Genomic DNA, 17,609 nt, shown 5'->3' on the forward strand with positions numbered 1-17,609 from the left:
TGGCGTAGACACGACCCCTCGCGGATGGGCAAGATGCGCACACAGTGAGTACCCATGACAACGCCGGCCTCCTCGTCCTGGCGGTGGACGACGAGGCGCCCGGTCTGAGCGAGATCAAGTTCCTGCTGGAGAGCAGCCCGCACATCCGCCGTGTGCTGACCGCCTTCGACGCCGCCGAGGCGCTGCGCATACTGCGCGGCGACTACGACGAGGAAGTGATGCAGCGGTCGAAGGACGGGCGTCCTCCGGTGGACGCGGTCTTCGCGGACATCAACATGCCCGGACTCAGCGGCACCGACCTCGCCAGGGTGCTGAACGCCTTCCGCGCGCCGCCCGCGCTGGTCTTCGTGACCGGCGTGGAGCACTCGGAGGCCGTGGTGGCGTTCGAGGTCGGAGCCCTGGACTTCGTCACGAAGCCGATCAACGACGACCGGGTGAACAAGGCGATCGCGCGGGTGGTCGACCGGGTCAACCAGACGCCCGCCGTCGCCCCGGAGAGCCAGCCCGCCTACGTCGAGCCGACCGACGAGGAGGTCATCCCGGTCGAGCTCGGCGGCACGATCAAGCTCGTGCCGCGCGCCACCGTCCGGTTCGTCGAGGCGCAGGGCGACTACGCTCGCCTGCACACCGCCGAGGGCAGCCACCTGGTGCGGATCCCGCTGGCGCAGCTCGAGGAGCGCTGGGCCAACGCGGGCTTCGTCCGCATCCACCGCTCGTACCTGGTGGCGCTGCCCCTGGTCAGCGAGCTGCGGATGACGTCGAACGGCTACGCGGTCGTCATCGGCAGCGGTGCGGACGCGAAGGAGCTGCCGGTGAGCCGAAGGCACACGCGCGAGCTGAAGGAGCGCATCGTGCGTCCTCCGAAGAGCAGTTGGGGATGACGAGGAACGACATGGGGTCGGGTCCTCCGGGTCAACCGGACCAGCCGCAGCCGGGTGAGCGGGACGCCTGGTTGGCGGTGTCGGGCCGCAAGCAGCGGCGGCGCCGGGTGGTGCTGGCCGACAGCAAGGGCCGTGGTCGGGCGATGCGCACGATCATCGAGCTCGAGGAGCAGACCAGCGTCGGGGAGAAGCTGGTCCGCGACCTGATCAACACCCAGCTGCGGACGGCGTTCCTGCTGGGCGCGGGCACGTTGCTGGTCCTGTGCGCGATGCCCGCGCTGTTCCTGTGGGTCCCCGCGGTCTCCGAGGTGCAGCTCGCGGGCGTCCGGCTGCCGTGGATCATGCTCGCCCTGCTGCCGTTCCCGGCCTTCTACGGCATCGGGTACTGGTTCCGCCGCACCGCCGAGCGCCACGAGCGCGACTTCGTGAACATGGTCGACCGCTGACATGACCAAGGACCTGTGGAGCCTGACCGGTGTCGTGGTGGTCGCGGTCGTCACGTTCCTGCTCGGCTTCGTGGGGTCCCGGCGCGCGAACACCACCCCCGACTTCCTGGTCGCCCGCCGCGCGGTGCCGTCGACCCGCAACGCCGCCGCGATCTCCGGCGAGTACCTGTCCGCGGCGTCGTTCCTCGGGGTCGCGGGCCTGGTGCTCAAGGACGGCATCGACGCCCTCTGGTACCCGATCGGCTTCACGGCCGGCTACCTGGCGCTGATGCTGTTCGTCGCCGCGCCGCTGCGCCGGTCCGGCGCGTACACGCTGCCCGACTTCGCCGAGGCCCGGCTGGGGTCGGCGGGTCTGCGACACGTCTGCACGTTCTTCGTGGTGTGCATCGGCGTGCTGTACCTGGTGCCGCAGCTGCAGAGCGCGGGCCTGACGCTGAACACGATCACCGGCCTGCCCGCGTGGCTGGGCGGCGCGGTCGTCACGGCCATCGTGGTGATCAACGTGCTCGGCGGCGGGATGCGCGCGATCACGCTGGTGCAGGCCTTCCAGTACTGGGGCAAGCTGTTCGCGATCGCCGCGCCGACGTTCATCCTGTTCACCGTGTTCCTGGCGGGCCCGAACACCGGCGCGCAGCGGATCGACGACGGCGGGCTGCTGCGGTTCACCAAGGACATCACCTTCACCACCAGCGAGCCCGTGCGGGTCCAGGTCCCGGAGGGGATGAACCTGGAGGTCGACGGCGTCGTGAACGGCACGGCCGTCGACGGCATGGTGCTCTGGAACAAGGGGCTGTACACGCTCGGCGCCGAGACGACGCTGAGCGTCAGGGCGGGCACGGCGGTCCCGGTCGTCGACGGGGCGCCGAACACGAACGAGAGCTGGCTGAAACCGCAGCAGAACGGGCTTTCCGGCCTGTTCGAGACGTACTCGCTGATCTTCGCGACGTTCCTCGGCACCATGGGCCTGCCGCACGTGCTGGTCCGCTTCTACACGAACCCGGACGGCACGGCGGCCCGCCGGACGGCGCTGCACGTGCTGTACCTGCTCGGCCTGTTCTACATCTTCCCCACCGTGCTGGGCGTGGTGTCGCGCCAGTTCCTGCCGCAGCTGCTGGTCACCGGCAAGACGGACGCCGCCGTGCTGATGCTGCCGAACACGATGATGCCCAACCTCGGCGGCCAGATCCTCGGCGCGATCGTGGCGGCGGGCGCGTTCGCCGCGTTCCTGTCGACGTCGTCGGGCCTGGTGGTGAGCGTGGCGGGGGTGGTGTCGACGGACATCCTGCCGGGCAAGGTGCGGGACTTCCGGTGGGCGACGGTGCTGACCGGCGCGGTCGCGATCGGGCTCGCGCTGGTCCTGCCGCGCGGCGACGCGTCGCTCACGGTGGCGATGTCGTTCGCGCTGGCCGCGTCCACGTTCTGCCCGATGCTGGTGCTGGGCATCTGGTGGCGCGGTCTCACCTGGGTGGGCGCGGTGTGCGGCCTCGTCGCGGGGGGTGGTCTGGTGATCCTGTCCCAGATCACGACCGTGATCAGCAGCTACACCGGGCACTGGGCGCCGTCGGTGGCGTCGCAGCCGGCGCTGGTGACGGTGCCGGTCGCGTTCATCACGATGATCGTCGTGAGCAAGGGCACGAGCCGCCGCCGCCCGGACGACGTGAGCCAGATCCTGCTGCGCCTGCACGCCCCGGACCCGCTGGGCTTCATCCGCGACCGGGACGTGGCCAGGTTCGGGTCGGTCGAGGAGCGGGCGCGGCTGGACGCGAAGCACCGCGGCGCGGGCCCCTACCGTCCGCTCGCGTAACGCCCGAAGGTGACGAAAGTCTCGAACGGGTGAACCGTCGTGTATCGATCTGGTTAACGGTGAGGTTTGTCCGCTAAAGGGCACTTCACCTCGGCGTCTGTACCGCTCATCGCATCACTCGACTGCTGGGCGCAATGCCCCCATCGGGGTCTTACTCCGAGTAGCCGCGCGTCTCTACGGTGCACCGCGTACCTGAAAGCACTCAGGAGGCATTACGTGCCCGTCACGTTGCTGACACCTACGACACGCATGCGAGGAGGGGACTGTGAGCACTGCTGAGCACCCCCCGGCTGAGACGAATCCCGTTGACGAACACAACTGGGTCGAGGTCCAGAACAGCCCCGAGTTCGTCGAGCTGCGTCGCAGGCTGCGCAGCTTCGTGTTCCCGATGGCGGGCCTCTTCCTGGTCTGGTACCTGCTCTACGTCCTGCTGGCGGACTACGCGCACGGCTTCATGTCGACCAAGGTCCTCGGCAACATCAACGTCGGCCTGATCTTCGGCCTCCTCCAGTTCGTGTCGACGTTCGCGATCACGACGCTGTACGTGCGCCACGCCAACAAGAACCTCGACCCGGCGGCCGAGCAGATCCGCACCAAGCTCGAAGGTGGCCACGCGTGAACAACAACAACGCGGTGCTGAACATCAGCATCTTCGCCGTCTTCGTCGCGATCACGCTGGTCGTCGTCATCCGGGCGAGCCGCAACCAGAAGACCGCCGCCGACTACCTCGCGGCGGGCCGTGCGTTCACCGGCCCGCAGAACGGCATCGCCATCGCGGGCGACTACCTGTCGGCGGCCTCGTTCCTGGGCATCGCGGGTGCCATCGCGGTCAACGGCTACGACGGCTTCCTCTACTCCATCGGCTTCCTGGTGGCCTGGCTCGTCGCGCTGCTGCTGGTCGCGGAACTGCTCCGCAACACCGGCAAGTACACGATGGGCGACGTGCTCGCGTTCCGGATGCGGCAGCGCCCGGTGCGCGCCGCGGCCGCGACGTCGACGATGGCCGTGTCCTTCTTCTACCTGCTGGCCCAGATGGCGGGCGCCGGTGGCCTCGTGGCCCTGCTGCTCGGCATCACCGGCAAGGGCGGCCAGGCGCTCGTCATCGCCGTGGTCGGCGGGCTGATGATCGCGTACGTGCTGATCGGCGGCATGAAGGGCACCACCTGGGTGCAGATCATCAAGGCCGTGCTGCTGATCATCGGCGCCGGCGTGATGACCCTCTGGGTGCTCGGCAAGTACGGCTTCAACCTGTCCGCGCTGCTCGGCGCGGCCGTGGACAACGCCCCGAAGGCGGGCGAGAAGATCCTCGGCCCCGGCCTCCAGTACGGCGCGACCGGCACCTCGAAGCTCGACTTCCTGTCGCTGGGCCTCGCGCTGGTGCTCGGCACCGCCGGTCTCCCGCACATCCTGATGCGCTTCTACACGGTCCCGACCGCGAAGGAAGCCCGCCGCTCCGTGGTGTGGGCGATCTGGCTGATCGGCATCTTCTACCTGTTCACGCTGGTCCTCGGCTACGGCGCCGGTGCGCTGGTGGGCCCGGACAAGATCAACGCGGCACCCGGCAAGGTGAACTCGGCGGCTCCGCTGCTCGCCGAGGCCCTCGGCGGCCCGGTCCTGCTCGGCCTGATCGCCGCGGTCGCGTTCGCCACGATCCTCGCGGTGGTGGCCGGTCTGACGATCACCGCGTCGGCGTCGTTCGCGCACGACATCTACGCGAACATCATCAAGAAGGGGAAGCTGGAGGACAAGAACGCGGAGGTGAGGGTCGCCCGCATCACCGCGGTGGTGATCGGCGTCGTGGCCATCGGCGGCGGCATCGCGGCCAACGGCCAGAACATCGCGTTCCTCGTCGCGCTCGCGTTCGCGGTCGCCGCGTCCGCGAACCTGCCGACGATCCTCTACTCCCTGTTCTGGAAGCGGTTCAACACCGCGGGCGCGCTCTGGAGCATCTACGGCGGCCTGTCGCTGACGATCCTGCTGATCGTGCTGTCGCCCGCGGTGTCCGGCAAGGCGACCTCGATGTTCCCGACCGCCGACTTCGACGTCTTCCCGCTGTCGAACCCCGGCATCGTGTCCATCCCGGTCTCGTTCCTGCTGGGCTACCTCGGCACGGTGCTGTCGAAGGAGAAGGACCCCGGCAAGTACGCCGAGATGGAGGTGCGCGCCCTCACCGGCGTCGGCGCCGAGAAGGCGACCGTCCACTAGGCACGCGCGAGACGACCGCGAGAGCCCCCACCGAGATCCTCCGGTGGGGGCTCTCGCGGTCGCGGGTTCCCGGCGCACCCCTCCGACGCCGGAACCCTCCCCCGGAACGAGGGTCCACCGGCGACCTTCAAGAAAACTCAAAAGCCGGTGCAACCGCGTTCCGCACAAGTGCGTAGGTGGGCTGTGCGACGCGACGACGAGTTCTCCCAGTTCTTCACGGGCCGGTTCGAGCAGGCCCGGCGCTCCGCGTACGCCTTGTGCGGCAACTGGTCCGAGGCGGAGGAGATCGCCCAGCACGCGTTCGTGAAGGTCTACGCGAAGTGGCCGAGGGTCCGCCGGGACAGCGCCGACGCGTACCTCCAGACGGTCATGACCCGGATCTTCCTCGACGCGCGGCGGCGGGTCCGCGGTCGCGAGCGGTCGGTGGCCGAGCCGCCGGACGTGGTGTCCCACGACCCGGTCGCGCCCGAACGGCACGGGCTGGTGCTGGCGTTGCAGCAGGTCCCGCCGCGGCAGCGGGCCGCGCTCGTGCTGCGGTTCGTGCTCGACCTCTCCGTCGAGCAGGCCGCGCGGGCGATGGGCTGCTCGACCGGGACCGTGAAGAGCCAGACCGCCCGCGGCCTCGACGCCCTGCGCGCCGCCTACCTGACCACCGACACCGCGGAGCGTGCCTGATGCCCGACATCGAAGAGGAGCTGCGGGCGATGGCCGACGTGACCGCGCCGCCCTCCACCACCGCCCTCGACGACGTGCTGCGCCGCGGCAGGCGCCGGGTGTACGCGCTGCGCGCCGGGGCCGTCGCGGGTGTCGTCGCCGTCGTCGCGGGCGCCGGGTTCACCGCGTTCGCGCTGCGCTCGGTCCCGACGTCCGCGCCGCCCGCCGACGGTCCGGTCGACGGACCCGTCGTCACGAGCACGACCACCCCCTCGGGACCGCCTGCCTGGTGGCCCGTGGTCGCCCTGCCCCCGCAGACGCCGTACGGCACCTGGCAGCCTGCCTCGTCCGCACCGCCCGGACCGGGGCGCGAGGTCCTGGCGGTCCCGCAGTGCGACTCGCACTGGGACGAGCAGGTGGTGGTCGACCTCGGGAGGGACACCGTGACGCCGACGGCGGCGGAGCGGTTCGACAGGGCGATCGACGAGGTCGCCGGGGTCGCGGTGCCGGGCGAACCGCAGACCGCCACCCTGGGGACGGACCCGGCGCAGCCCACCCACCACCGCTGGGTCGACGTGACCGACGCGGGCGGGACCGGCAGCCTGACGATCAGCGAGGGCCGCTACTCCGGCACACCGCTGGAGGCAGCCGACCGGGAGGCGTTCCTCTCCGGCAACTGCGCGCCGCCGCACCGGCAGGTCAGGGACGACGGCACCGTGCTCCAGTACAGCTCGGTCATCCCGTCCGAGCCGTTCCAGTCGTTGACGCAGCGGATGCGGGTCTACCGGTCCAACGGGCACGTCGTGGAGATCGTGCAGCGCAACTTCGGCACCCGCGACCTCCGGGTGAACGACGCCGACGGGTCGTTCGAGCGCCTGGGCCAGGGCCGGGCGACGCTGCCGTTCAGCGACAGGCAGTTCACGGCGGTCGGGGAGGAAGTCGCCTCCGTGGTGTGGTGAGCCGCGGAGCACCTGGGGGTCATGGCGTCGGGCGGGTTCCTCACGCTCGCCCGACGCCGTGTCGTGGCACCATCTACACCGTGACCGTGCCAAACGTTGAAGTGTCGGACGTCCCGGTGGAGCTGCCCGAGGGCAAGGTGCTGCTCGACGTGCGCGAGGACGACGAGTGGGCCGCCGGGCACGCGCCCGACGCGCTGCACATCCCGATGAGCGAGTTGGCGAGCAGGCTGGAGGAGCTGCCCGCCGACAGCGAGTTCTACGTGGTCTGCCGCATGGGCGGCCGGTCGGCCCGCGTCACCCAGTACCTGAACCAGAACGGCTGGGACGCGGTGAACGTCGACGGCGGCATGCAGCAGTGGGCGACGCAGGGGCGCCCGCTGGTGGGCGGCGTCGGTGGCGCGGAGCCCGAGGTCATCTGATCATGCAACCGCTGCAGCCGCTGCGCGTGGACTGGGTGGCGACCCCGCCTCCCGGTGCCTACCGGCGTCGGCAGCCGCGGTACCTGCCCCGCTACCTCGGCCCGCCGTCGTACCCGGTGCCGCCGAGGTGGGGGTTCCCGCTGCTCGCGTGGCGGTGGCCGACGTCGGTCATGGGCGACGCGACGGTGCCGGTCTCGGTCGACCAGGTCCGCGGCCGCGGTCGTGCGGCGGCGAACGCGCTCGGGCTCGCGGCCGTCACGTCGGTCTGGGCCGCGGGCAGCGAGATCTGGCGGTACGTCCTGCTGATGCTCAGCCGGTTCGGCGCGCTGTCGCCGACCACGGTCGGGCTGTCCGACGCGATGGTCGTGTCGTCGTCGATCGTCGCGTGGGTCGCGGCGGCTCTGGCGATCGTGCTGACGCTGCTGTGGTTGCGCCGAGCCCGCGACGCGGCGGCCGACGCCGTCGGGTACGCCCCGTCCCGCTCGGACCTCCAGGTCCTCATCGGCCTGGTCGTGCCCGGCATGAACCTGGTCGTCCCCGGCTCGGTCGCCGCCGAGCTGGAGCACGCCGCCCTGCGCGAACCCGTCGACAAGCGCCCGAACCCGTCCCGGATCGTCCGGATCTGGTGGGCCCTGTGGGTCGCGACGGCGTTGTTCGTCGCGTTCACGCTGCTCTGGTCGCTGCGCTCCAGCGTGCAGGCCCTCGCTGACGGCGTGCTGCTGCACGCGTTCTCGGACCTGCTCGCCGCGTCGGTGGCGATCACGACGGCCGTGCTGGTCCGCCGGATCACCACCCTGCTGCTGCCCGTCGACCCGTCGGCGGTGCGGTTCATGCGCGTGGTGGGCGTCAAGGACGCCCCGGAGCCGCCCCTGCGCGCCCACCGCTACGCCGGTTCCGCCCGCTGATCCAGTTCGTCCTCCAGCCACAGCACCTTCACCTGCGCGTGCCGCGAGCAGAACCGCACCGCTCGCGCGACCGACTCGTGCAACCCGAACATCGTCTTCCGCGACTCCGGATCACGCCGGTAGATGACCACGTCGGTCTTGTCGCCGTCGGCTATCTCCATGCCGTAGGCGAACACGGCCAGCTCGTCGTCGACGGACACCAGTGCGAAAAGGCTTGCCTCCATGGGAAGTACTGTCCACACGGGACATCCACACGATCCGGTGAAGCGATGTGGAAATCCCGTCGGTGGATTTCCCGTCGCCATAATCGGCTGATGCCACGACGCCCGCCGTTTCGCCGTCGCCGCCTGGGGCACCGGTTCCAGGCGATGCGGCTGAAGGCGAAGATGACCCTCGACGACGCCTGCGCCGCCCTGGACAAGACCCGCAGCACCCTGCACCGGTTGGAGCAGGGCGAGACCAAGGCCGACATCCACCTGGTCAGGTCGATGATGGACCTCTACGACCAGTACGACCCCGACCTCGTCGAACAGACCCGCCGCGCCAACAAACCGGGCTGGTGGGTTGCTTATGGCATCCAGGACCTCGGGTACATCGATGTCGAGACCGAAGCTTCTCTGGTGCGCGAACTGGCGTTGGTCAGCATCCCCGGTCTGCTCCAGACCGAGGAATACATGCGGGCCTTCTTCGACGTGCACCACCGGCAGCGGTCGAGTTTCCAGTTCGAGAACCAGGTAGCTGTGCGGTTGATCCGGCAGTTGCGGCTGACGGACTCGGAAGATCCGTTGGAACTGGTCGCGTTGATCGACGAGGCCGTCCTGCGCAAGGAGGTCGGTGGAGTGGATGTGATGCGCAGGCAGTTGCGCCATCTGCTGCTCGCCAACATGTTGCCGACGGTCAAGCTCCAGGTGCTGCCCAACCACATCGGTGCGCATGACGGGATGATGGGGGCCTTCACCCTTCTGCGCTTTCCGGAGACGAAAGACCCCGAAGTGCTCTACATCGAGTACGCCACTGGCTCCCTGCACATCGAGGACTTTGGCGAGGTCAAGGAGGCTAAACTCAAGTTCGAGCACTTGGCCTCCAAGGCAATGGACTCCGAAGAGTCGATCGCGCTTATCGAGCGGGTGCTCGCCGAGCAGTACAGCCCAGAGTGAAAGAGGCGATCGCTGTGTCCACTGTGGACTTCACCGGCGTGGTGTGGCGCAAGAGCAGTCGCAGCGGTAACGGCAACAACGGGAACTGCGTCGAGGTGTCCTACACCGGTCCGGTGGTGGGTGTGCGGGACTCCAAGAACACCGAGGCCGGGATTCTGACGTTCCCCGAGTCCGCGTGGGCGGCGTTCCTGGCGTTCAGCTCGTAGCGAGCGGCAGTTCGTGCAGGCCGCGGATGACGAACTCCGCGCGCCTGCGCGGTTCCGCGGCCAGCTCGGCCCCCGGCAGCTTGCGCACCAGCGCGCCCAGCGCCGCCTCGACCTCGATGCGCGCCAGCGGCGCCCCGAGGCAGTAGTGGATCCCGGCGCCGAAACCCAGGTGCTGGTTGGGGAAGCGGCCGATGTCCAGCGCGTCGGGTGAGGCGAACACCAGCGGGTCGCGGGCGGCGGCGCCCAGCAGTGCGGCGATCTTGTCGCCGGGCTCCAGCTTGTAGCCGGCGATCTCGACCTCGGCGGTCGCCGTGCGCTCGAACAGCTGCAACGGCGAGTCGTAGCGGATCAGCTCCTCGGCGGCCGTGGGCATCAGCGACGGGTCGGCGATCAGCCTGCGCCACTGGTCGGGGTGGCGCATGAGGGCGAGGACGCCGTTGCCGATGACGTTGACGGTGGCCTCGTGGCCCGCCATGAGCAGCAGCACGGCGGTGGCGACCAGCTCGTCCTCGGTGAGCCGCCCGCCGTCGGTGTCGGTGACGGCGACGAGGTCGCTGACCAGGTCGTTGCCGGGCTGCCCGCGGCGCAGGGCGACCAGTTCGCGCAGGTAGGCGACGAACTCGCCCGCCGCGCGCTCGGCGGCGTCCCTCTTCTCCTGGGGCAGGCCGAACTCGTACATCTTCACGATCGCGTTCGACCACGGCTGGAGCAGCGCGCGTTCCGAACCGGGCACGCCCAGCAGCTCGGCGATCACCTCGACGGGCAGCGGCGCGGCGACGTGGGCCAGCAGGTCGGCGGACCCGTGTTCGGCGATCTTCGCGCGGAGCTCGTCGACCAGCCGGTCGGAGAGGTCCGCGATCCAGGGTCTGAGCCGTTCGACGTGCCCGCGGCCGAACGCCGCCGCGACCAGCCTGCGCAGCCTGCCGTGCGTCGGGGGCTCGTTCTCCAGCAGCGAGTTGCGGTGCAGGAGGTTGAACGACGTGAACGCCTCGACCGGCTTCACGTCCGACCAGAGCCTGCCGAGCGAGCGGTGCCGCAGCACCGCCGAACCGGCCGCGTGCGACAGGGTGACGGCGACGCCCAGGCCCTCGTGCCAGTGCACCTCGCCGCGTTCGCGCAGCGCGGCGAACGCGGGGTAGGGATCGGCGATGAACGCCGGATCCTGCTGGTCGAACGGGGCACCGGTCACGAGGTGAACGCTATGTCGCCAATCGGCCGTTAGTCCACGCAATGTGCTTGTCAGCTCAAATAGTTATCGAGTGATTCATGGAACAACAGTTGCCCTTCAGCCCCAGGTCACGGACAGTTTCTGCTCGTGTCTCCTCTCGTAGTCGCCCACCGCGGCGCCTCAGCGCACCGGGCCGAGCTCACCTTCGCGGCCTACGAGCTCGCGATCGAACAAGGGGCGGACGGGATCGAGTGCGACGTGCGGCTGACCGCCGACGGCCACCTGGTCTGCATCCACGACGACGTCGTGGACCGCACCTCGTCGGGCACCGGCCGGGTCAGCGAGATGACCCTGGCCCAGCTGTCCGAGCTGGACTTCGGCAGCTGGCGCGACGGCGAGCCGCAGCGCGTGCTGACGTTCGACGCCCTGCTGGAGCTGGTCGTCGCCTCCAGGCCGGACCTCACGGTGTTCGTGGAGTCCAAGCACCCCGCGCGCTTCCCCGGCCGGATCGAGTCGAAGGTGGCCGCGACGCTCGGCCGGTTCGGCCTGTCCAGGCCCGCGACCAAGGACGACGCGCGGGTGGTGCTGATGTCGTTCTCCACGCTCGCCGTGCGCAAGCTGCGCGAGTACGCGCCGCGCCTGCCGACCGTGCAGCTCATCGAGAAGATGGGGGAGCAGGGGCGCGACGGGTGGCTGCCGCCGTGGGCCGACTACACCGGCCCCGACGTGGAGCTGCTGCGGGTGGACCCCGGTTACGTCGAGCGCAGCCGCGCGCAGGGGCACGACACGTACGTCTGGACCGTCGACACGGCCGAGGACGTCGAGCTGTGCCGCGACCTCGGGGTGCGGTTCCTCGCCACGAACTCGCCCATCAGGACCCGCGGCTACCTGTCCGCGATCCGCGAGACCGCCGCCCAACTGGGATGAGCAGGTCGCGGTCGGATAACTTTGCGCCCTGACTGCGAGCGCGAGGAGGGCCAACGGTGGCCAAGCGGACGGCCGTGAAGAACGCTGCGAAGCCGACTGACGGGATCAACCCCCGCCAGCCGTGCCCGTGCGGCTCCGGCAAGAGGTACAAGGCCTGCCACGGCTCCGAAGGCGGACCCGGCGACGTGATGGTGTCGCGCCCGTTCGAGGGACTGGCCGCGGAGTGCGAGCTGATCGCGCTGCGCGAGTTCGTGCCGTCGGCGACGGTGAAGCTGCCGCTGGCCAAGGGCGACCGCGAGATCACGCTGGCCACGGTGCTGCCGATGGCGGCGGCAGGCCTGGTCCGCGGCGACGGGACGGCGTTCGTCGGCCTCCAGGTGCAGATCAGGTCCGGTGACATCAGCCGCGACCTGGCCCGCGCCATCCGGTGGGCCGAGGACGCCGAGACCGGCGAGGCGCTGTCCGTCGTCGGCCCCGACAACGGCGAGAACCCCGGCCGTCTCCAGGACGTCCTGGACGTGGACGCCGAGCTGAGCCCCGAGCTGCACGACGACTTCGCGTGGTGGATGCCGCCGGACAACCAGCCCACCGGCGAGGTGGCGCTGTCCCTCGAACGGGCGAACTCGGCGATCCTGCCGACCGCGCGCGTGGACGCCCCCGGCGTGAAGGCGGCCTACTGGGTCGACGCGGGCGACAAGGCGCACCTGCGCTGGGTCCGCCCGGAGGCCGAGGAGAAGCTGCTCAACGCCATGGCGCGGCTGCACGTGCGCGGTGAGCTGGACCTCGGCGAGGGCTCCCGCTACGCGGGCTCGTTCCGCGCGCACGGCCTGGTCGTGCCGGTGTGGGACCTCGACCGCGAGATGCACGCCACCGAGTGGGCCGGTCCGGCCGAGGCACTGGGCAAGCGCTTGCTGGACGCGCTGGCCAGCGTCGAGGACGAGCCGATCACCGACGCCGAGCGGCGGGCCCGCGAGGGTCTGCGCGGCCGTCAGATCACCCTGCGCTAGGAGGTCCCTCGGGGAGCGGGAAGCCGCTCCCCGAGGTTGTCCACAACGTTGTCCACAGGGGATGTGGATAGATGATCCTGCACATCAGCGATCCCGCGGAGTGGGCCGCCGCCCGCGAACGCGGTGAGATCCGGCCGGACTCGCTCGCCGAGGTCGGGTTCGTGCACTGCTCGGACCCCGGCAGCGTCCACCTGCCCGCGAACCTGTTCTACGCGGGCCGCACCGACCTGTTGCTGCTGGTGGTCGACCCGGCCGGGCTGCCGGTGCGCTGGGAGCCCGGCAACCCCGAGCACCCGACGGGCGTGTGGTTCCCGCACGTGTACGGACCGGTACCGGTGGATTCGGTCGTGCGCGTCCTGGACTTCCCGCCCGACGCCGACGGTGTGCTGAGGCTCCCGAAGTCATTTTGAGCCGCCAGGCAACCAAGGACGTTCCACAGGCGTGGGGGTTGCGTGGCATTCGCGGAAGCGGGCGTGATTTCCGACCTACCCCGAAAGTGGCAACCGTTCCCCCGACTCGGGCGTGTGCGTGTCGTCGACAGTCGTGGGGGCTGTCGGGAACAGGGGCGTGCCGTGGTCGCACCAGCGCATTTCGGAGTCGTGGGGGACGGCACCGGATGGATGGCGGGCCTCGGCGGGGAGCGGGCCGCCGTGGAGGACTTCGCCGAGTTCGTGCGCGTGTCGTTGCCGGGACTGCTCAGGTACGGCCACGCGCTGACCGGCAACCCCCACGACGCCGCGGACCTCGTGCAGGGTGTGCTGGAGAAGGTCGGGTCGCGGTGGCAGGCGGTGCTGGGCAAGGGCCCGGACCCGCTGGCCTACGTGCGGCGGTCCATGGCGAACGGCCACGTCAGCCGGTGGCGGCGGTTCCGCCGGGAGAACCTGGTGGCCGAGTTCCCGGACTCGGCGGCCTCGCCCCAGTTCGACCGGCTGGAGCACGAGCCGCTGTGGCAGGCGATGCGGGAGCTGCCGCCGCGCCAGCGCGCGGTCGTCGTGCTGAGGTTCTACGAGGGCCTGTCCGAGGCCGAGATCGCGGCCTCGCTCGGTGTCACGAAGGGCACGGTCAAGAGCCAGAACAGCAAGGCCATGGCCACGCTGCGGGCGAAGCTGGGCGGATTCGCGGACGGGAGGGAGTGACGGTGGACCTCGACGACGAGCTGCGCAGGTTGTTCCGGGACGAACGGCTCGACATCCAGGTCAGGTCGGGTGCCGACCAGGCCGTCGTGACCGGTGCGCGCAGGGTGCGGCGCAAGCGGATGATGCTGGCCAGCGCGGGCGGCACGTTCGCCGTGGCGGCGCTGGTGGCAGGCGGCATCGCGCTGGCGGGTGTCGGCGGCGGCGTCTCGATGGAGCCCGCCGGACCCGTGCTCACCACGACGACGAGCAGCCGCCCGGCCCAGGAGGAGTCCTCCCCCAAGAACCCGCAGGCGCCGACGAGCGGACAGGTCGGCTACGGCAAGCTGCACCTCGGCATGAGCGAGGCGGACGCCCTCGCCACCGGCCTGCTCACCCCCGGCCCGGACGACCCGGACGGGTGCCACATCTACTTCAGCGACACGCAGCCGAACATCTCCACCCCGGTGGTCATCTCACCGGTGAAGGGGGTCGTGCGGATCACGCTGCCGGACTACGCGAAGACCTCGATGGGCATCAGCGTGGGGGCGACGGTCGCCGACGTGAAGATGCGCTACCCGGCCGCCGTCGAATACGACGAGGGATTCAGCTTCACCACCGACAACCCGTTCCCGTGGCTCTACCAGTTCATCGTCGAGAACGGCCGGAAAACCCATTCGCTGACCGACCGGGTGACCACCGTGCGCATGCAGCTGACGACCGCCGAATGCGCGTTGACCTGACGCCGGAACGGCGCCCGCCCCTTTCGGGGAGGACGCCGTCCGATGGCGCTCGGGTGAGCGGTCGGGTCGTCAGAGGACGCCACCGGCCGCGCGGGGCGCGCCCGAGTCGGCCTCCTCGCCGACGGACTCGCGCACCAGGAAGTTCTCCACGTGGAACAGGTTGCCCTCGGCGCGGTCGATCACGGTGAGCAGCGTGCTCATCGACGCGACCTCCTCCACCTGCTCCTTGAGGAACCACTGGAGGAACTGCTCGCCGATGTAGTCGCCCTCGTCGCGGGCCGTCTTCGCGAGCACGACGATCTGCTCGGTGACGTCCTTCTCCTGCTGGAGCGCGAGCGCGACCGGCTCGCGCGCGGCGGCGAAGTCCGTGCGCACGTCGTCGACACCGGGAATGGTCACCGGGAGGCCGTTGTCCATGAGGTACTGCACGATCATCATGGCGTGGTTGCGCTCTTCGAGCGCCTGCTTGTAGAAGTGCGACGCCAGCCTGGGCAGGTCGGCCGAGTCGTACCAGACCGCCACGGCGATGTACTGCTGCGAGGCGGTGAACTCGTTGCGCACCTGGGCCTGCAGCAACTGGTGGAACTTGTTCGTCTTCGTGCCGATTTTCTTCACGTTGAGTGCCATCCTGCGACCGTAACGCAAATAGGGCTAGAATGCATTTGAGGTAAGGCTTCGGTGCGTTTGGTGAGGATTGCCGAAGAAAGCTTAGGCAAACCTACGAATGGTGTCGGACAAACGCTTGCGCGGCGTGGACCGGATGTCGCCACCCGATCCGCGCCACGCCACCGCGACGACGATCTCAGGTCAGCGCGGCCCTGTCGATGGGGCAGGACATGCACCGCGGGCCGCCGCGACCGGAACCCAGCTCCGAGCCGCTGATCCGCAGCACCTCGACACCCGCGTCCTCCAGCCGGGCGTTCGTCTCCACGTTCCGCTCGTAGGCCACGACCAGGCCGGGACCCACGGCGAGCGTGTTGTTGCCGTCGTCCCACTGCTCGCGCTCGGCGGTCACGGGGTCGAGGCCGGTGTCGATCACCCGCAGCCGCTCGATGCCCATCGCCTCGGCCGCCGCCTCCAGGAACGGCACCGGGCCGTCCACGACCACACCGCCGCTGCCGTCGGAGCGCACCGGGTAGGCGGACAGGGTGTTGCGCACCGCCGGGTACATGACCACGGCGTCGCGGTCGACCATCGTGCACACGGTGTCCAGGTGCATCGTGGCGCGCTCCTGCACGATCGGCACCGCCAGCACGGTGTGCGCCAGGCCGTCGGCCAGCGCGGACCGGGCGAACGACTCCGCGCCCGCGGGCGTGGTCCGCTCGCCGACGCCGATGGCCAGCACGCCGGGCGCCAGCAGCAGCACGTCGCCGCCCTCGACGGGCGCCGAGTGCGCGCCGTACGCGCGGCCGGTCTTGCGGAAGCGCGAGTGGTAGGCGTAGATCAGGTCCGTCAGCGCCGTCTCGCGGTCGCGCGCGGGCAGCGCCAGCGACGTGATCGCGACCCGGTCGCCCACCCACACCGACGAGTCGCGGGTGAACAGCAGGTTCGGCAGCGGGTCGACCGCGAAGTCGATCGGGTGGTGCATCTTGCGCACCAGCGACGCGCCCTCCGCGGCGGGCAGCTCCTCGAACGTCATGCCCGTCATCAGCGCCTGCGCCAACGGCTCCGCGGCAAGCGTCGACAGGTGCGAGCGCAGCGCGTCGGCCAGGTCGATGCCCAGCCGCCGCTCGTTGACCGCGCTGTGGATGCCCGAGATCCGGGCCCGCTGGTCGGTCAGAGCCTCGACCAGCAGGTCCGACAGCAGCAGCACCTCGGCGCCGCGCGCGGTGAGCACCTCGGCGAACGCGTCGTGCTCCTCCTGGGCGCGCGCCAGCCACGGCACGCCGTCGAACAGCAACTGGTCGTTGTTGCGCGGCGTGAGCCTCTTGAGCTCGTTGCCCGGCCGGTGCAGCAGCACCGTCCGCAGTGGTCCGACCTCGCTCTCCACCCTGGGGGCGGGGCGGGGTGAGCCGACGATGGCTTCCGTCTCAGCGATGTGCGCAGTCACATTTCGGAGGGTAGCCCGTTCGCGGAGAAATAATCTGCTGGAAGTGGCCTAAATTGCGTGAAGTCGATCGTAAGAATGCCTCTTGGTAGCGAATCGTTCAGCAATTAGTCCAGTCGACCGGCGAATCGTTGCGCGCGGTTACGGCAACCACGACACGTGGCCGCGGAGCAGCGTGTAGCCGACGAAAGCGGCCACGTCGAGCAGTGTGTGCGCCAGCACCAGGACCCACAACCGGTTGGTCCGCTGCCAGACCCGGCCGAATACCAGGCCCATCACGACGTTGCCGAGGAAACCGCCGAAGCCCTGGTAGAGGTGGTAGGAGCCGCGCAGCACCGACGACGCGACCAGCGCCTTGTTCTCCGACCAGCCGAACTGCCGGAACCGGGTCAGCAGGTAGCCGACGACCAGCGCCTCCTCGGCCCACGCGTTGCCCGCCGCGGCCAGGATCAGCACGATCGTGCGCCACCACGTCTCGTCGAGCACCGACGGCTGCACCTGGAGGTTGAGGCCGAGGTTGTAGGCGATCAGGTAGAACACCAGGCCGGGGATGCCGATCACCGCGGCCAGCCCGACGCTGCCCAGCGCGTCCGGGCCGATCCGGGTGCGGTCGAGACCGATCATCCGCAGCTTGATGCCGCCGCGCCACAGCAGGTACAGCCCGAGCCCGCCCCACGCCGCGAGCTGCAGCACGCTGAGCAGCTGGGCGACGAGGTCCAGCAGGTCGAAGCGGGCCTGCGGGACGTTGAGCGCGACCGACTGCTGGTTCAGCGGCACGGGTTGCAGGAGGCTGTCGAGCAGCCGGACCAGGCTGTGCAGTCCGGAAAGACCGAGGGTCACGCTGAAGACGATCAGCAACTCGACCTGGTAGCCGCGGTGCTGCTCCTGCGGGAGCTGCTCGGGGAACTCAGGGCGTTGGGGTGCCAGCCAGTTCACCAGTGCAAGCTAGCCCGACCGGTGTGTCGACGC

Annotated in this window: 21 protein-coding genes; 16 read left to right on the forward strand and 5 right to left on the reverse strand. The window is 70.0% G+C overall.

Features of this window, described 5'->3' with window-relative positions:
- Positions 1-44: 44 nt before the first annotated feature.
- From CLV43_RS01180 to CLV43_RS01220, 9 genes are all read left to right on the forward strand, one after another.
- Complete coding sequence (locus CLV43_RS01180) at positions 45-881, forward strand: LytR/AlgR family response regulator transcription factor (RefSeq protein WP_106185077.1); 837 nt, start codon at positions 45-47, stop codon at positions 879-881.
- Positions 878-1,327: a hypothetical protein gene (locus tag CLV43_RS01185; RefSeq protein ID WP_211304190.1), complete on the forward strand. Its 450-nt coding sequence runs from the start codon at positions 878-880 to the stop codon at positions 1,325-1,327. Before CLV43_RS01180 ends, CLV43_RS01185 begins: the two co-directional genes overlap by 4 nt.
- A 1-nt stretch (position 1,328) precedes the next feature.
- Complete coding sequence (locus CLV43_RS01190; protein WP_106185078.1) at positions 1,329-3,131, forward strand: sodium/solute symporter; 1,803 nt, start codon at positions 1,329-1,331, stop codon at positions 3,129-3,131.
- Between the two features lie 265 nt (positions 3,132-3,396).
- Positions 3,397-3,750: a DUF485 domain-containing protein gene (locus CLV43_RS01195; RefSeq protein WP_106185079.1), complete on the forward strand. Its 354-nt coding sequence runs from the start codon at positions 3,397-3,399 to the stop codon at positions 3,748-3,750.
- On the forward strand, positions 3,747-5,336 hold the full coding sequence (locus tag CLV43_RS01200) for a solute symporter family protein (RefSeq protein WP_106185080.1): 1,590 nt from the start codon (positions 3,747-3,749) through the stop codon (positions 5,334-5,336). The genes CLV43_RS01195 and CLV43_RS01200 overlap by 4 nt, the downstream gene beginning before the upstream one ends.
- A 183-nt stretch (positions 5,337-5,519) precedes the next feature.
- Positions 5,520-6,011 (forward strand): SigE family RNA polymerase sigma factor, encoded by a 492-nt coding sequence (locus CLV43_RS01205; RefSeq protein WP_106185081.1) that lies wholly within the window; start codon positions 5,520-5,522, stop codon positions 6,009-6,011.
- A complete protein-coding gene (locus CLV43_RS01210; RefSeq protein ID WP_106185082.1) occupies positions 6,011-6,949 on the forward strand; it encodes a hypothetical protein in 939 nt (312 codons plus the stop codon). Before CLV43_RS01205 ends, CLV43_RS01210 begins: the two co-directional genes overlap by 1 nt.
- 80 nt (positions 6,950-7,029) lie before the next feature.
- A complete protein-coding gene (locus CLV43_RS01215) occupies positions 7,030-7,368 on the forward strand; it encodes a rhodanese-like domain-containing protein (RefSeq protein WP_106185083.1) in 339 nt (112 codons plus the stop codon).
- A 2-nt stretch (positions 7,369-7,370) separates the two neighbouring features.
- Positions 7,371-8,273 (forward strand): DUF4328 domain-containing protein, encoded by a 903-nt coding sequence (locus CLV43_RS01220; RefSeq protein WP_106185084.1) that lies wholly within the window; start codon positions 7,371-7,373, stop codon positions 8,271-8,273.
- Here CLV43_RS01220 and CLV43_RS01225 read toward each other — a convergent pair.
- The gene (locus CLV43_RS01225) at positions 8,252-8,497 is read right to left on the reverse strand and encodes a hypothetical protein (protein WP_106185085.1); all 246 of its coding nucleotides are present in this window, start codon (positions 8,495-8,497) and stop codon (positions 8,252-8,254) included. The two genes, CLV43_RS01220 and CLV43_RS01225, sit on opposite strands and share 22 nt — an antisense overlap.
- A gap of 90 nt (positions 8,498-8,587) precedes the next feature.
- Between CLV43_RS01225 and CLV43_RS01230 the strand changes: the two genes are divergently transcribed.
- Positions 8,588-9,430 carry a helix-turn-helix domain-containing protein gene (locus tag CLV43_RS01230; RefSeq protein ID WP_106185086.1) on the forward strand — a complete coding sequence of 281 codons (843 nt, stop codon included), beginning with the start codon at positions 8,588-8,590 and terminating at the stop codon, positions 9,428-9,430.
- Positions 9,431-9,444: 14 nt separating this feature from the next.
- Complete coding sequence (locus tag CLV43_RS01235; RefSeq protein WP_425445710.1) at positions 9,445-9,636, forward strand: DUF397 domain-containing protein; 192 nt, start codon at positions 9,445-9,447, stop codon at positions 9,634-9,636.
- On the opposite strand, the gene CLV43_RS01240 is transcribed toward CLV43_RS01235, so the two are convergent.
- Positions 9,626-10,825 (reverse strand): cytochrome P450, encoded by a 1,200-nt coding sequence (locus tag CLV43_RS01240; protein WP_106185087.1) that lies wholly within the window; start codon positions 10,823-10,825, stop codon positions 9,626-9,628. The two genes, CLV43_RS01235 and CLV43_RS01240, sit on opposite strands and share 11 nt — an antisense overlap.
- 126 nt (positions 10,826-10,951) lie before the next feature.
- On the opposite strand from CLV43_RS01240, the gene CLV43_RS01245 reads away from it, so the two are divergent.
- The 5 genes from CLV43_RS01245 (at position 10,952) to CLV43_RS01265 (ending at position 14,593) form a co-directional block, all read left to right on the forward strand.
- Positions 10,952-11,731, forward strand: coding sequence for a glycerophosphodiester phosphodiesterase (locus CLV43_RS01245; protein ID WP_211304191.1), 780 nt, complete (start codon positions 10,952-10,954; stop codon positions 11,729-11,731).
- A gap of 56 nt (positions 11,732-11,787) precedes the next feature.
- A complete protein-coding gene (locus tag CLV43_RS01250) occupies positions 11,788-12,738 on the forward strand; it encodes a DUF5926 family protein (RefSeq protein WP_106185089.1) in 951 nt (316 codons plus the stop codon).
- 71 nt (positions 12,739-12,809) lie between these two features.
- The gene (locus CLV43_RS01255; protein ID WP_106185090.1) at positions 12,810-13,148 is read left to right on the forward strand and encodes a DUF952 domain-containing protein; all 339 of its coding nucleotides are present in this window, start codon (positions 12,810-12,812) and stop codon (positions 13,146-13,148) included.
- A 210-nt stretch (positions 13,149-13,358) separates the two neighbouring features.
- Positions 13,359-13,874: a SigE family RNA polymerase sigma factor gene (locus tag CLV43_RS01260; RefSeq protein WP_106185896.1), complete on the forward strand. Its 516-nt coding sequence runs from the start codon at positions 13,359-13,361 to the stop codon at positions 13,872-13,874.
- Positions 13,875-13,876: 2 nt separating this feature from the next.
- Entirely contained in the window at positions 13,877-14,593 is a 717-nt protein-coding gene (locus tag CLV43_RS01265) for a hypothetical protein (RefSeq protein WP_146174605.1), read from the forward strand.
- 69 nt (positions 14,594-14,662) lie between these two features.
- On the opposite strand, the gene CLV43_RS01270 is transcribed toward CLV43_RS01265, so the two are convergent.
- The 3 genes from CLV43_RS01270 to CLV43_RS01280 all read right to left on the reverse strand — a co-directional run bounded on the left by CLV43_RS01270 (position 14,663) and on the right by CLV43_RS01280 (position 17,576).
- Positions 14,663-15,220 carry a ferritin gene (locus tag CLV43_RS01270; RefSeq protein WP_106185092.1) on the reverse strand — a complete coding sequence of 186 codons (558 nt, stop codon included), beginning with the start codon at positions 15,218-15,220 and terminating at the stop codon, positions 14,663-14,665.
- A 175-nt stretch (positions 15,221-15,395) separates the two neighbouring features.
- Complete coding sequence (locus tag CLV43_RS01275; protein ID WP_245886054.1) at positions 15,396-16,643, reverse strand: arginine deiminase; 1,248 nt, start codon at positions 16,641-16,643, stop codon at positions 15,396-15,398.
- Positions 16,644-16,781: 138 nt separating this feature from the next.
- A complete protein-coding gene (locus tag CLV43_RS01280; protein ID WP_106185094.1) occupies positions 16,782-17,576 on the reverse strand; it encodes a CPBP family intramembrane glutamic endopeptidase in 795 nt (264 codons plus the stop codon).
- Positions 17,577-17,609 lie beyond the last annotated feature (33 nt).

This window comes from Umezawaea tangerina (assembly GCF_003002815.1).
GTDB lineage: Bacteria > Actinomycetota > Actinomycetes > Mycobacteriales > Pseudonocardiaceae > Umezawaea > Umezawaea tangerina.

Excerpts from the sequence above, each read along its gene's own strand:
- CLV43_RS01270 (WP_106185092.1), bottom strand. The coding sequence starts at position 15,220 with ATGGCACTCAACGTGAAGAAAATCGGCACGAAGACGAACAAGTTCCAC.
- CLV43_RS01230 (WP_106185086.1), top strand. The coding sequence starts at position 8,588 with ATGCCACGACGCCCGCCGTTTCGCCGTCGCCGCCTGGGGCACCGGTTC.
- CLV43_RS01210 (WP_106185082.1), top strand. The coding sequence starts at position 6,011 with ATGCCCGACATCGAAGAGGAGCTGCGGGCGATGGCCGACGTGACCGCG.
- CLV43_RS01260 (WP_106185896.1), top strand. The coding sequence starts at position 13,359 with ATGGCGGGCCTCGGCGGGGAGCGGGCCGCCGTGGAGGACTTCGCCGAG.
- CLV43_RS01220 (WP_106185084.1), top strand. The coding sequence starts at position 7,371 with ATGCAACCGCTGCAGCCGCTGCGCGTGGACTGGGTGGCGACCCCGCCT.
- CLV43_RS01225 (WP_106185085.1), bottom strand. The coding sequence starts at position 8,497 with ATGGAGGCAAGCCTTTTCGCACTGGTGTCCGTCGACGACGAGCTGGCC.
- CLV43_RS01190 (WP_106185078.1), top strand. The coding sequence starts at position 1,329 with ATGACCAAGGACCTGTGGAGCCTGACCGGTGTCGTGGTGGTCGCGGTC.
- CLV43_RS01185 (WP_211304190.1), top strand. The coding sequence starts at position 878 with ATGACGAGGAACGACATGGGGTCGGGTCCTCCGGGTCAACCGGACCAG.
- CLV43_RS01255 (WP_106185090.1), top strand. The coding sequence starts at position 12,810 with ATGATCCTGCACATCAGCGATCCCGCGGAGTGGGCCGCCGCCCGCGAA.